The 13,122-nt window shown below is 68.7% G+C and carries 8 protein-coding genes; 4 read left to right on the top strand and 4 right to left on the bottom strand.

What is annotated here, in order from left to right; genetic code table 11:
- Nucleotides 1-42: 42 nt before the first annotated feature.
- The 3 genes from K5L94_RS00315 to K5L94_RS00305 all read left to right on the top strand — a co-directional run bounded on the left by K5L94_RS00315 (nt 43) and on the right by K5L94_RS00305 (nt 6,569).
- Nucleotides 43-432: an I78 family peptidase inhibitor gene (locus tag K5L94_RS00315; protein ID WP_053448407.1), complete on the top strand. Its 390-nt coding sequence runs from the start codon at nt 43-45 to the stop codon at nt 430-432.
- Between the two features lie 175 nt (nt 433-607).
- Entirely contained in the window at nt 608-5,062 is a 4,455-nt protein-coding gene (gene gltB / locus K5L94_RS00310; protein ID WP_053448406.1) for a glutamate synthase large subunit, read from the top strand.
- Between the two features lie 61 nt (nt 5,063-5,123).
- Nucleotides 5,124-6,569, top strand: a complete 1,446-nt coding sequence (locus K5L94_RS00305) for an FAD-dependent oxidoreductase (RefSeq protein WP_053448405.1) — start codon at nt 5,124-5,126, stop codon at nt 6,567-6,569.
- Here the strand turns inward: K5L94_RS00305 and K5L94_RS00300 are convergent.
- Complete coding sequence (locus K5L94_RS00300) at nt 6,555-8,969, bottom strand: ATP-binding protein (protein WP_274511545.1); 2,415 nt, start codon at nt 8,967-8,969, stop codon at nt 6,555-6,557. The two genes, K5L94_RS00305 and K5L94_RS00300, sit on opposite strands and share 15 nt — an antisense overlap.
- A gap of 157 nt (nt 8,970-9,126) precedes the next feature.
- On the opposite strand from K5L94_RS00300, the gene K5L94_RS00295 reads away from it, so the two are divergent.
- Nucleotides 9,127-9,993 (top strand): methylglyoxal synthase, encoded by an 867-nt coding sequence (locus K5L94_RS00295; protein ID WP_053448404.1) that lies wholly within the window; start codon nt 9,127-9,129, stop codon nt 9,991-9,993.
- Nucleotides 9,994-10,388: 395 nt separating this feature from the next.
- Here K5L94_RS00295 and K5L94_RS00290 read toward each other — a convergent pair whose 3' ends face one another.
- The 3 genes from K5L94_RS00290 to ttcA are packed head-to-tail and all read right to left on the bottom strand — an operon-like array spanning nt 10,389 to nt 13,090.
- Nucleotides 10,389-11,168, bottom strand: a complete 780-nt coding sequence (locus tag K5L94_RS00290; RefSeq protein WP_053448403.1) for a M48 family metallopeptidase — start codon at nt 11,166-11,168, stop codon at nt 10,389-10,391.
- Between the two features lie 59 nt (nt 11,169-11,227).
- Entirely contained in the window at nt 11,228-12,133 is a 906-nt protein-coding gene (locus K5L94_RS00285; protein WP_005411825.1) for a recombination-associated protein RdgC, read from the bottom strand.
- Between the two features lie 36 nt (nt 12,134-12,169).
- Nucleotides 12,170-13,090: a tRNA 2-thiocytidine(32) synthetase TtcA gene (gene ttcA, locus K5L94_RS00280; protein WP_187299786.1), complete on the bottom strand. Its 921-nt coding sequence runs from the start codon at nt 13,088-13,090 to the stop codon at nt 12,170-12,172.
- Nucleotides 13,091-13,122: the final 32 nt, after the last annotated feature.

Genomic DNA, 13,122 nt, shown 5'->3' with positions numbered 1-13,122 from the left:
CGCCGCTATGCTCGGGTCTTCACAACCCCTTCCGGAGTCATGATGTCGTTCCCGATTCGCGCCCGTTCGCTCTCCGCCCTGTTGCTGCCGGCCGTGCTGGCCCTGACCGCCTGCCAGGCACCGGCGCTGGATGAACAGGATTCGGCCACCGCCCATGCCCAGCAGGCCGCCGAAGCCGCCAAGGCACCGGCCGACGACGCAGGCAAGGCGACCGAGGCGCCGCCGGTCGGCACCTGCGACGCCAGCCAGGTGCAGAGCCTGGTCGGCCAGGCCTACACCGACGCGCTGGGCAAGCAGGCGCAGGAAGACGCCGGCGCCAGCCAGCTGCGCGTGCTCAAGCCCAACGACGTGGCCACGATGGAGTTCCTCGGCGACCGCCTCAACATCGAAGTGGACGACAAGGGCGCAGTCAGCGGCACGCGCTGCGGCTGAGTCCGGCCCCGCGCCGGCACGGGCGTGCCGGCGCTTTCTGTTGCACCTGCAACCGTGTATTGCGGCGCTGCAGCAACCTGTGATCTAGTCGAGGCATCCGGTGGCCTCACGATGCGCTCCAGGGATTGGGCGGGCTTGAGTGTCCCCGTTCAATTCATTCCGCATCGAGGTAGAGATGGCCCCCCGCAACCGCCAAGGGCTTTACGACCCGCGCTCCGAGCGCGATGCCTGTGGATTTGGCATGGTCGCCCAGCTCGACGATCAACCTTCGCGCCTGTTGGTTGATACCGCCATCGCCGCGCTCTCGCGCATGACCCACCGTGGCGGCGTCGCCGCCGACGGCCTGACCGGCGATGGCTGCGGCCTGCTGCTGCGCCGCCCCGATGCTTTCCTGAAACTGCTGGCCAACGAAGCAGGCATCGTCGTCGCCGCGCGCTTCGCCGCTGGCCTGGTGTTCCTGCCGCACGACGCCGATGCCGCGCAGGCCTGCCGCACCCAGCTGCAGGCGCAGGTGGAAGCCGTGGGCTGCAAGGTGGCCGGCTGGCGTGAGGTGCCCACCGACGACAGCGTCTGTGGCCAGCTGGCGCGCGACACGCTGCCGCGCATCGAACAGGTGTTCGTCGACGCCGGCATCGGCCAGGACGACGCCGGCTTCGCGCTGGCCCTGTTCCTGGCGCGCCGTCGCAGCGAACAGCAGCTGCGCGCGCATGCCGACTTCTACGTCACCACGCTCACCCCGGATGCGATCAGCTACAAGGGCATGGTGCTGCCGGACAAGCTCAGCCGCTTCTACCCGGACCTGCAGCGCCGCGAACTGGCCTCCAGCGCGATCGTGTTCCACCAGCGCTTCTCCACCAACACCCTGCCACGCTGGCCGCTGGCCCACCCGTTCCGGATGCTCGCCCACAACGGCGAGATCAACACCATCGAAGGCAACCGGCGCTGGGCGCAGGCGCGCAGCAAGGTGTGGAAGACGCCGCGCTTCGATATCGGCGAATTCGATCCGGTGATCTCCATGCACGGTTCGGACTCGCAGAGCCTGGACAACATGCTGGAGTTGATGGTCGCCGGGGGCATGGAGCTGATCCAGGCGCTGCGCATCCTGGTGCCACCGGCCACCCAATCGCTGGAGTTCAAGGACCCGGACCTGGCCGCGTTCTACGAGTTCCATGGCCTCAACAGCGAGCCGTGGGACGGCCCGGCCGGCATCGTCGCCTGCGACAGCCGCTATGCCGTATGCACCCTCGACCGCAACGGCCTGCGCCCGGCGCGCTGGATGCTGACCGCCGACCGCCACTTCCTGGTCGCCTCCGAAGCCGGCGTGTGGGAAGTGCCGACCGAGCGCGTGGTGCGCAAGGGCAAGCTCGGCCCGGGCGAGATGATCGCCATCGACCTCAAGCGCGGCGACCTGCTCGATTCGGAAGCCATCGACCGCATCAACCGCGGCCGCGCACCGTACAAGCAGTGGCTGCAGCAGGGCGTCACCTACCTGCAGACCGAACTGATCGACCCGTCACTGGTGGAAGAGCCCTTCGACGAAGGTACCCTGCGCAGCTATCACAAGCTGTACCAGCTCAGCAGCGAGGAAGTGGAGCAGGTGCTGCGGCCGCTGGCCGAGACCGAACAGGAAGCTACCGGCTCGATGGGCGATGACACGCCGATGGCGGTGCTCAGCCAGCGCAGCCGTCCGCTCTACGACTACTTCCGCCAGGCCTTCGCCCAGGTCACCAACCCGCCGATCGACCCGCTGCGCGAAGACTGCGCGATGTCCCTGTCCACCCAGCTCGGCAAGGAGACCAACATCTTCCATGCCGGCCCGGAGACGGTGAACCACGTCATCCTCAATTCGCCGGTGCTCAGCCAGCGCAAGCTGCGCCAGCTGCTGAAGATGGAGCAGTACGTGCAGGCCAACCGCCTGCTCGACCTGTCCTACAGCGAGGACGAAGGCCTGCGTGCCGGTATCGAGCGCATCTGTGCCGAGGCCGAGCAGGCCGCGCGCGACGGCATGGTGATGCTGCTGCTGTCCGACCGCTACCCGGTGGCCGGGCGGCCGATGGTGCACGCCCTGCTGGCCACCAGCGCCATCCACCACCACCTCTCGCGGCTGGGCCTGCGCTGCGACGTGAATCTTATCGTCGAGACCGGCACCGCGCGCGACCCGCACCACATGGCCTGCCTGCTCGGCTTTGGTGCCACCGCGGTGTACCCGTACCTGGCCTACCAGACCCTGTTCGACCTCGGCCGCCGCGGCATCCTCAAGCTCAGCAAGGGCGGCGAGCAGTCGCAGATCGGCCGCCGCTACCGCAAGGGCGTCTACAAGGGCCTGTCGAAGATCATCTCGAAGATGGGCATCTGCACCGTGGCCAGCTACCGCGGCGCGCAGCTGTTCGAGATCATCGGCCTGGAACCGGAGGTGGTCGACCTGTGCTTCCCCGATACCGCCTCGCGCATCGGTGGCGCCGGTTTCGCGCGCCTGGATGCCGACGCGTGCGAGCTGTGCGCGCAGGCCTGGGACGCGCAGCAGGACGTGGATGTCGGCGGCCTGCTGAAGTACGTGCACGGCGGCGAGTACCACATGTACAACCCGGACGTGGTGACCACCCTGCAGCGCGCGGCGCGCAGTGGCGATCCGCGTGCCTGGCAGCAGTACTGCGATGCCGTGCATGCACGGCCGCCGTCGGCACTGCGCGACCTGCTGCAGCTGGTGCCGGCCGCCACGCCCACGCCGCTCGATGAAGTGGCACCGGCCAGCGAACTGTTCCCGCGCTTCGATACCGCAGCGATCAGCCTCGGTGCGCTGTCACCGGAAGCGCATGAGGCGCTGGCGATTGCCATGAACCGCCTCGGTGGGCGCAGCAATTCCGGCGAAGGCGGCGAGGACCCGGCCCGCTACGGCACGCCGCGGCGCAGCAAGATCAAGCAGGTGGCCTCGGGGCGATTCGGCGTCACCGCCGAATACCTGGTCAACGCCGAGGTGCTGCAGATCAAGGTCGCGCAGGGTGCCAAGCCCGGCGAAGGCGGCCAGCTGCCCGGCCACAAGGTCAACGAACTGATCGCGCGCCTGCGCTATGCGCGCCCCGGCATCGGCCTGATCTCGCCGCCGCCGCACCACGACATCTATTCCATCGAAGACCTGGCGCAGCTGATCTACGACCTCAAGCAGGTCAACCCGACCGCGCTGGTGTCGGTGAAGCTGGTCAGCCACGCCGGCGTGGGTACGATCGCGGCCGGCGTGGTCAAGGCCGGCGCGGACCTGATCACCATCTCCGGCCATGACGGCGGCACCGGCGCCTCGCCGGTCAGCTCGATCCGCTATGCCGGCGTGCCGTGGGAACTGGGCGTGGCCGAAGCGCACCAGGCGCTGCTGGCCAACGACCTGCGCGGGCGCACCCTGCTGCAGACCGATGGTGGCCTGAAAACCGGCCTGGACGTGGTAAAGGCCGCGCTGCTGGGTGCGGACAGCTTCGGCTTCGGCACCGCGCCGATGATCGTGCTGGGCTGCAAGTACCTGCGTATCTGCCACCTCAACAACTGCGCCACCGGCGTGGCCACCCAGGACGAGCGCCTGCGCGAGAACCATTTCACTGGCCAGCCCGAGCGCGTGGAGAACTTCTTCCGCCTGCTGGCCGAGGAAGTGCGTGGCTGGCTGTCGTACCTGGGTGCGCGTTCGCTGGAGGAAATCGTCGGCCGCACCGACCTGCTGCGGCAGATCGAGGCCGCGCCGCGCGATGGCGTGCGCGTGGACCTGTCGCGCCTGCTGGCCGATGCCCGTTACGAAGGCAGCCACTGCGCCGCGCAGCGCCTGTACGAATCGCCGGACAGCCTGGCCACGCAGATGGATGGCCTGCTGGCCCCGGCCATCGAGCACAAGCGCGGTGGCGAACACCGGTTCCTGATCCACAACACCGACCGCAGCATCGGCACCCGCCTGGCCGGTGCGGTGGCCCGCGCGCATGGCAACCAGGGCATGGCCGAAGCACCGCTGGAGCTGCGCTTCCGTGGCAGTGCCGGGCAGAGCTTCGGCGCCTTCAATGTCGGCGGCCTGCACCTGGAAGTGGAAGGCGAGGCCAACGACTACGTCGGCAAGGGCATGGCCGGCGGCCGCCTGGTGGTGCGACCGCCGCGCGGCGCGCGCTTCGAGGCACGCAGCACCGCCATCATCGGCAACACCTGCCTGTACGGCGCCACCGGAGGCGAACTGTTCGCGGCTGGGCGTGCCGGCGAGCGCTTCGCGGTGCGCAATTCCGGCGCGCTGGCGGTGGTGGAAGGTGCCGGTGACCACTGCTGCGAATACATGACCGACGGCGTGGTGCTGGTGCTGGGCAAGGTCGGCCTGAACTTCGGCGCTGGCTTCACCGGTGGCCTGGCCTATGTGCTGGACGTGGACCGCGATTTCGTCGATCGCTACAACCACGAGCTGATCGACATCCACCGCGTGTCGGCCGAGGGCTTCGAGAACTATCGCCAGCACCTGCATCGCCTGATCGGCCGCCACCGCGAGCTGACCGGCAGCATCTGGGCGCAGCAGATCCTCGACGAGTTCCGCGATTACATCGGCAAGTTCTGGCTGGTCAAACCCAAGGCCGCCAGCATCGAGTCGCTGACTGAAACCCTGCGCCGCGCCGCGTGATTTTGCCCGGTAGTGCCGGCCGCTGGCCGGCAACGTCCCCCCTCGCATTCCAGAGCCAGCCATGAGCCGCAAGCACGCCTTCCAGTTCCTCGACCTGCCCCGCACCATGCCGCAGCGCATCCCGGTGGAACTGCGCACCTCCGGCGACTGGGGCGAGCTGTACGGCAAGTTCGGCAAGGAAGACGCCCAGTACCAGGCCGGACGCTGCCTGGACTGCGGCAACCCGTACTGCAGCTGGAAGTGCCCGGTGCACAACGCCATCCCGCAGTGGCTGCAGCTGGTGCAGGAAAACCGCATCCACGAGGCGGCCACGCTGTGCCACAGCACCAACCCGCTGCCGGAAGTGTGCGGCCGCGTCTGCCCGCAGGACCGCCTGTGCGAAGGCAGCTGCACGCTGGAGGAATTCGGCGCGGTGACCATCGGTGCGGTGGAGAAGTACATCGTCGATACCGCCCTGGCCAGCGGCTGGCGCCCCGACCTGGGCGCGGTGCAGCCCACCGGCCAGAGTGTTGCGGTGATCGGTGCCGGCCCGGCCGGCCTGGCCTGTGCCGACCGCCTGGCGCGCGCCGGCATCACCGCCGTGGTCTACGACCGCTACGAACAGATCGGCGGCCTGCTGCAGTTCGGCATTCCCAGCTTCAAGCTGGACAAGGACGTGATCCACCGCCGCCGCGAAGTACTGGAAGGCATGGGCGTGCAGTTCCGCCTGGGCGTGGAGATCGGCCGCGATGTCAGTGTGCAGCAGCTGCTGGACAGCCACGATGCGGTGTTCGTCGGCACCGGGGCCTACCGCTACACCGATGGCGGCCTGGACGGCCAGGACCTGAAGGGCGTGCTGCCGGCGCTGCCGTTCCTGGTGCAGAACAGCCGCATCGTCGGCGGCGATGATCCGAAGGGCCGGCCGATTGCCGGCTGGGAGGACACCATCGCCCTGCCCGATCTGAACGGCAAGCGCGTGGTGGTGCTCGGCGGCGGCGATACCGGCATGGACTGCGTGCGCAGCGCGGTGCGGCTGGGCGCGGCCAAGGTCACCTGCGCCTACCGCCGCGACGAGGCCAACATGCCCGGCAGCGCGCGCGAAGTGGCCAACGCGCGCGAGGAGGGCGTGCGTTTCCTGTTCAACCGCCAGCCGCTGTCGATCGAAGCCGGTGCCGATGATGAAGTGATCGGCGTGACCGTGGTCGAGACCCGCCTGGGCGAACCCGATGCCAATGGCCGCCAGAACGCGGTGCCGATCGAGGGCAGCGAATCGCTGCTGGAAGCCGACGTGGTGATCATCGCCTTCGGCTTCTCGCCGACGCTGCCGGCGTGGTTGTCCGAGCACGGCGTGGAAGGCCGGTCGAACGGCCGCATCGTGGCCGGTGGCAAGGACCGCCTGCCGTTCCAGACCGCGCATCCACGCCTGTTCGCCGGCGGCGATGCGGTGCGTGGCGCCGACCTGGTGGTGACCGCCGTGGCCGAAGGCCGCGACGCTGCCGCCAGCATCGTGCGCCTACTGGCGGGCTGAGTCCGGTACCAGCAGTACGGCCAGCAGCGCGTGCAGCGACGGCGCTTCCACCGGCTTGGCCAGGAAATGCTCGATGCCGGCGTCGCGGCAGGCCTCGCGTGTCCTGTCCAGCACGCTGGCGGTGAGCGCGATGATCGGAACCCGCGCACGGGCTGCACAGGCATCGGCGCGGATCGCGCGCGCCAGCGTGAATCCGTCCATCTCAGGCATGTGGCAGTCGGTGATCACCAGATCGAACGACCACGCCTGCCAGGCCTCGAGAGCCTTGCGACCATCCGTGCAGGCATGCACATGCAGCCCCAGGCCGCGCAGGCGCTGCTCCAGCAGGTGCAGGTTGGTGGGATGGTCTTCGGCCACCAGCACCCAGGCGGACGGCAGCGCCGGCACCGTCGCGGCCGGCGGCGGTGATGCCTCCACAGGCCGCTCGCAGGCCGCCAGGTCCAGCTCCATCCACACCGTCGTGCCCTCGCCGGGCCTGCTGCGCAGCTGCAGTTCGGCGCCCATCGACGCCGCCAGTTCGCGGCAGATCGCCAGGCCCAGGCCACTTCCGCCGAAGCGGCGCGTCGTCGACGTCTCGGCCTGGGTGTAGGCGGCGAACACCGCCTGCTGCCGTTCCGGACTGATGCCCACACCGCTGTCGCTCACCTGCAGGCGCAGCCGCTGGCCATCCTCCAAGTGCTGCAGCACCCGCACCTGCAGGTCCACGCTCCCGTGCTCGGTGAACTTCAGCGCGTTGCCGGCAAGATTGAACAGGATCTGGCGCAGGCGCAGGCCATCAGCAAGCAGCCCGGCCTGCAACGCCGGATCGAGTTCGATGCGCAGATGCAGGCCCCGGCTGGCCGCAACAGGCATCAGCAGCTGCTGCACTGCCCGCAGCATCGCCGCCAGATCGGTCGGCCGCAGCTGCAATGGCGCAGGCTGCAGGCGCTGGCTGTGCAGCACATCGTCGAGGATCTGCCGCAGCATCCTCGCCGCATCGCCCACCGTGGCAAGCACCTGCTGCTGGCGCGCATCCAGGTCGCTGTCGGCCAACCGTTCCAGCATCCCCAGCAGGGTGCTCATCGGCGTACGGATCTCGTGGCTCATCGTCGCCAGGAAGTGGGTCTTGGCCAACGCCACCTGCTCGGCCTCGCCTCTGGCCTGTGCCAGCGCAAGGGTGCGCGACTGCACTTCGCTGACATCCATCCAGTAACCACTCCACTCGACGACGCCGCCACCACGCGGCAGCGGTCGTCCATGCGAATGCACCCAACGCCAGCCCTGCGGCGACTGCGTCCGGAAGAGGACATCGATCGGCTCGCGCGCCAGCGCGGCCGCATCGACCGCTTCCGTGAGCCGCGCATGATCGTCGGGGTGGACCGCGGCCAGCAGACGCCGATGATCGATCAGCGCGGTCTCGACGCTGATCCCGAACAGCGCATGTACATCCCCTGCGATCTGCGGAATGCTGTAGTGGCCTTCTGCCGAGCGACGCGCCTGGAACACCACCGCCGGCAGATTCGAGGTCACCTCCTGCAGCCGCTGGGCGGCCACGCGGCGTCGCTCGCTTTCGCGGTGCACGCGCCAATAGCCGAACGCGTACACCAGCGCGAGCGCCAGCAGGATCAGCGAGGCCGGCACCAGCCAGTGCAGTGCTGAAAGTGACGACTGGCTTCGCGGCACCGCCGGCAACCAGGCCGCACGCATTGCCTGGCGTCGCGCGCCAGTCAAACTGGACACGGCCTGCTCGAACTCATCGATGACGCCCGCACAGTCGGGTACCGTGGCCAGCACCAGCGCATCGTCGAAGCCGGCCGGTGCAGCGATGACCAGTGGATCTCCCCGGTAGCGCCGCAGGGCGGCCTCGACCTCACCGAGATTGGCGATCACCGCATCGACCAGGCCGGTGCCCAGCAGCGAGAGCGCGTCATCGAGCGGTGCCGGGGGAAGCAGCTGTGCGCCGGGTGCCTGTTCGGCCAGCAGCGCGGCCAACGGCTCGGGGTCCGGACTGGCCACGGTGCGCCCGCGCAGCGCCGCCATTCCCAGCACCGGCGGCGCATCCCGGCGCCGTACGATCACCTGCGGCAGCTGCAGGAAGGGGGCACTGGCCACCCAGCCCGGGGGCAGCTGCGAACGTGGCCAGCCCAGCAGGGCCTGGATGTTGCCGGGCACCCTGCCCTCGACCACCGCGACGGCCGGCAGCGGCTGCGGCAGCAACGGGCGCTGTGCAGCCAGCAATGCCAGGTAGTCCGCGCCGGGTCCGCTCGCCTGTCCATGCACATCGGCGGACAACGGCGCGCGGTCGGATGGCCAGGCGATGCGCAGCGGCGAGCCGCAACGTGCGGCAGAGGCAGTGGCTGGCAGCAGCAGGCATGCCATGACGGCAGCGGCGGGAAACCCAACGACGTTCACGGCAGGCATCCTCATTCGCCGGCGGGAGAAACGGCCGCACAGCGGTACCGCTGCCTGCCACGCTAGCGGCGTGTCAGCAGGCGGCAATGAAGAAAGTTGCAAATGCATCCGGCAGGGCTAATGCCGACATACACTGCCGCATTCACCCGTACCTGCGGAGCTCTCGATGCGCATCGGCCTGGCTGCCAACCGTCTCCACCACCACGACGCGCGGGCGGCCCTGTTCCGCTGGTTGCGTGCCAGTGAGTCCGGACTGCGCGAACTCGGCGTATCGCTGCACGCGGTCGGCCGCACCCATGACGCGATCGGGCGGCAGGGATTCCTGGCCGGGTACGACGGCCTGCACCGCTATCCCTACGGACGCGAAGGCGGCCTGATGAAGCTGGTGGCCGAGGTGGTCGGCATGGGCCCGGAGCGGACGCTGGATGGTGCGATCTATCTGATCGACCCGGTCGATCCGTCGTCCGTGTTTCCGGAAGCCACTGCACTGAAGCGACAGTGCGTGATCCACGGCAAGCCGTTCATTTCGACCGTGGCCACTGCGCGCGACTGGGTGGAGGTGGAGCGTATCCATGCAGGCCTGGATGCAGATGCCGGCGCCGATGACCTGCACGGCTTCGAAGGGCAGACGTTGGCGCTGATCGCCCACGATGCGATGAAGCCGGCGATGCTGGCCTTCGCCGACGAGCATTTCGCGGTACTGGCGCGATTCGGCGAACGCGTGGCGACGGGTACCACCGGGCAGCGCTTGAATGAACTGGCCTGGAGCCGCGGCTGGCCCAGTGACACGCCCTGGGTGACGCGCTACCAGAGCGGCCCGATGGGCGGTGATGCGCAGATTGCCGACCGCGTACTGGAAGGCCGCTGCCAGCGCGCGATCTTCTTCGAGGACCCGCATGTGGCGCGCCAGCACGAGGCGGACATCCAGCTGCTGGAGCGGGCGGTGACCACGGTGACCGACCAGGCGGTGTGCATCACCGCGCCGCGGGTGGCGGCACGCTGGGCGACGGCGGCGGCGCTGCGGGCGGGATGATGGAGGTTTCGGCCAACGGCTGAGCCCCTCGTGGCTGGCGGTATCTGAAGGCAAAGCCGTGCTTGGCCGGGCGGGTGAGCCATGCAGGGGACGCTGCAAGTACGTCCCTGTAAGCTCGATGGCGCCATCCATGGCGCCAACGCCCCTGCATGGCTCACCCGCCCGGCCTCAGACAGTTTCCGTGCGTGCCGAGCCACGGAAGAAAGAAAGAAGAGCAGGAGCCGGTCGCGCGCTCTTCTGTAGAGCCGAAGGTAGCGGCAGGAGCCGCTGCCAACGTCGCTTGCGACGGCCCGAAGGGTGCCGGTCAGGACGACCGGCATCGCCATGCTCGGCTGCTCTTCAACGTGATGACTGGAACCCCGCGCTGCGCGCGTTAGCCGAGCATCGGCCCGGCTCTACAACAGCTGGCGCAGCATGGCCTTCAGTCTGCGCCCTTCCAGTTGGAAGTAGTCGCGCTGTTCGCGCCAGGCGGGGAAGCGCTGTTCCACTTCATGCCAGAACGCGGGCGAGTGGTTCGGCTGGATCAGGTGGCAGAGTTCGTGCACCAGCACGTACTCGAACGCGTCGGATCGGCCCAGCACCAGCGCAAGGTCCAGCGCCATGCTGCCGTCCGGCGCCAGCGAGCCCCATTGCGAGGACATCACCTTCAGCCGCAGGCGGCTGGGTGCGCGTGGCAGGGAGGGCAGGTACTTCGGCAGCCAGCGGCCGACGTCGGCACGGGTCTGGGCTTCGTAGAACTCGCGCAGCAGGCGGCGCAGGGTGGCATCACCGCCACGGCTCGGCCATTGCACGCAGGCGCCGTGCTCGTCGATCTCCAGGCGCGCATAGCGACCTTCCTGCCAGCGCAGCGGCAACAGTTCGCCGCGCAACGGCAGCACACCGTCTTCGCCGGGCTGCAGCGGCGCCGGCAGGCCGTGCCCCTGGTACTGGCGCAGCTGCAGCGCCAGCCAGTCGCGGTGCTGTTCCAGGAAGCGTTCGCCCATCACCAGGCTTGCCCGCGGCGGCAGGGTCAGGCGCGCGCCGCGCTCGTCCACGCTCAGTTTGATGCGCCGCGCACGCGGGTCGCGCACGCGCAGCACCTCGATCTCGGCATCCTCCAGGCGCAGGCGGACAGTGTCACGCTGCACGGTGGCGGGCGGAGCGGGGGAGATCAGGCGGCGCAACAGGCGGCTCATGGCGCCAGCATAGCGCCGCTTCGGGCCGCTGGATGACCGGCGGCCCACGCAGTGCCTGTTCAGTCAGCCTTGCTGAGCTTGAAGGCTTCTTCCAGCAACAGGAACAGGCGGCGGATCTCGGCGCTCTGCAGGGCGAAGCGGGCGTCGAATTCGGCGCGGCGGCCGTCTTCGTCGGCATGTTCCAGCTGGTCCAGGGCGCCGTCGAGGAACTTCAGCTTGCGCACGATCAGGTCGTCGCCGATCACGAACGACAGGTTGTCTTCGAAGATCAGCGCCAGCTTGGTCACCTGCTTGCCGGCGTCCAGGTGCTTGTCGATTTCGTCGCAGCGCAGTTCCTGGTGCTGGCACTTGACCACCGCACCGCCCTCCACCGGGTCCTTCATCTCGCACTCTTCGCCCAGGCTCAGCCCGGTCGGCAGCGGCTCGCCGGCAATCCAGCCGGTCAGGATCGAGCGCGGCGCGACTTCGGCGTTCAGCGGCATCGCCGGGAAGCTGCCGAGCAGGCCGCGGATGTCGGACATGAAGTATTCGCCGGTCTTGCGGCTGGAGGTATCCACCGCGACATAACCGTGCTGCAGGTCGATGAAGGCGTCATTGCGCGAAGACTTCACAAAGGCGCGCGGCAGCAGTTCATGCAGCAGGTCGTCCTTCATGCGCTTGCGCTCGCGCCCGCCCGGGCGACGGCCTTCCTTTTCCTCGATCTCCTCCAGCTTGCGCTCGAGCAGGTCGTTGACCACCGCCGCCGGCAGGATCTTGTCCTCACCGCCCACGGTCAGCCACAGATGTTCGGCGATGCGGTGGGAGAGCAGTTCCTTCTCCTCGCGGCCGAACGGCGAGATGAAGCCGCGCGAATTCATTTCCAGCGCGCCGACCGGCTTCAGCAGGGCGTGCGGCAGCAGGGTGTCGACTTCGGAAAAATCGGTGGTGGTCGGGAAACGGAAGAACGTCAGGTTGCGAAAGAACATGGAATTCCGGATGGCAAAGAGGAAGGGCGACCGACCTTAAACGGTGGGCGTCTCGGGATCTGCGTCGGCGTCGGCCGGGGAGCCGGCCAGCCAGGCATGGGCGTCGGGCAGCGGCGCGTCGTCGCGACGGCCCAGCGCCATGAAGTCGAACAGGGTGGTATCGGCCAGCTGCGAGGGCCGCACTTCGCCCATGGCACGCGCGATCTGCTCGATGCGGCCCGGGTGGTCCTTCTCCCATTGCCTGAGCATCAGGCCGACCTGGCGGCGCTGCAGGTTCTCCTGGCTGCCGCACAGGTTGCAGGGAATGATCGGGAACTGGCGTGCCTGCGCGTACTCGACGATGTCGCTCTCGCGCACGTACGCCAGCGGCCGGATCACCACGTGCCTGCCGTCATCGCTGCGCAGCTTCGGCGGCATGCCCGACAGCTTGGCGTGGTGGAACAGGTTCATGAAGAACGTGGCCACCATGTCGTCGCGGTGATGGCCCAGCGCGATCTTGGTGAAGCCGTGGGTCTCGGCGTAGTTGTACAGCGCGCCACGACGCAGGCGCGAGCACAGCGAACACATGGTCTTGCCTTCCGGAATGACCCGGCTGACCACCGAATAGGTGTCCTGCTCGATGATGTGGTACGGCACGCCCAGCCCGGCCAGGTACTCCGGCAGCACGTGCTCGGGGAAGTCCGGCTGCTTCTGGTCCAGGTTCACCGCCACCAGCTCGAACGGCACCGGCGCCTTCTTCTGCAGCTGCAGCAGTACGTCCAGCAGGGTGTAGCTGTCCTTGCCGCCGGACAGGCAGACCATGACCTTGTCGCCGGCCTCGATCATGCCGAAGTCGGCAATCGCCTCGCCCACCTGGCGGCGCAGGCGCTTGGCCAGCTTGTGCTGCTCGCGCTCGGCCACGCGCGGATCGCGGGCGGCGCGGGGCGGGGGGTCGGGAAGGGAGATCACGGCACTCATGGGCTCCATTCTAACGGCTCGGAGCCGCCGCA

The organism is Stenotrophomonas forensis (assembly GCF_028752115.1).
Classification (GTDB): Bacteria; Pseudomonadota; Gammaproteobacteria; order Xanthomonadales; family Xanthomonadaceae; genus Stenotrophomonas; species Stenotrophomonas forensis.
Note: the sequence above shows the minus strand (reverse complement) of the source record. Positions and strands in the feature narration are given on the sequence as shown.

Excerpts from the sequence above, each read along its gene's own strand:
- K5L94_RS00315 (WP_053448407.1), top strand. The coding sequence starts at position 43 with ATGTCGTTCCCGATTCGCGCCCGTTCGCTCTCCGCCCTGTTGCTGCCG.
- gltB (WP_053448406.1), top strand. The coding sequence starts at position 608 with ATGGCCCCCCGCAACCGCCAAGGGCTTTACGACCCGCGCTCCGAGCGC.
- K5L94_RS00305 (WP_053448405.1), top strand. The coding sequence starts at position 5,124 with ATGAGCCGCAAGCACGCCTTCCAGTTCCTCGACCTGCCCCGCACCATG.
- K5L94_RS00300 (WP_274511545.1), bottom strand. The coding sequence starts at position 8,969 with ATGCCTGCCGTGAACGTCGTTGGGTTTCCCGCCGCTGCCGTCATGGCA.
- K5L94_RS00295 (WP_053448404.1), top strand. The coding sequence starts at position 9,127 with ATGCGCATCGGCCTGGCTGCCAACCGTCTCCACCACCACGACGCGCGG.
- K5L94_RS00290 (WP_053448403.1), bottom strand. The coding sequence starts at position 11,168 with ATGAGCCGCCTGTTGCGCCGCCTGATCTCCCCCGCTCCGCCCGCCACC.
- K5L94_RS00285 (WP_005411825.1), bottom strand. The coding sequence starts at position 12,133 with ATGTTCTTTCGCAACCTGACGTTCTTCCGTTTCCCGACCACCACCGAT.
- ttcA (WP_187299786.1), bottom strand. The coding sequence starts at position 13,090 with ATGAGTGCCGTGATCTCCCTTCCCGACCCCCCGCCCCGCGCCGCCCGC.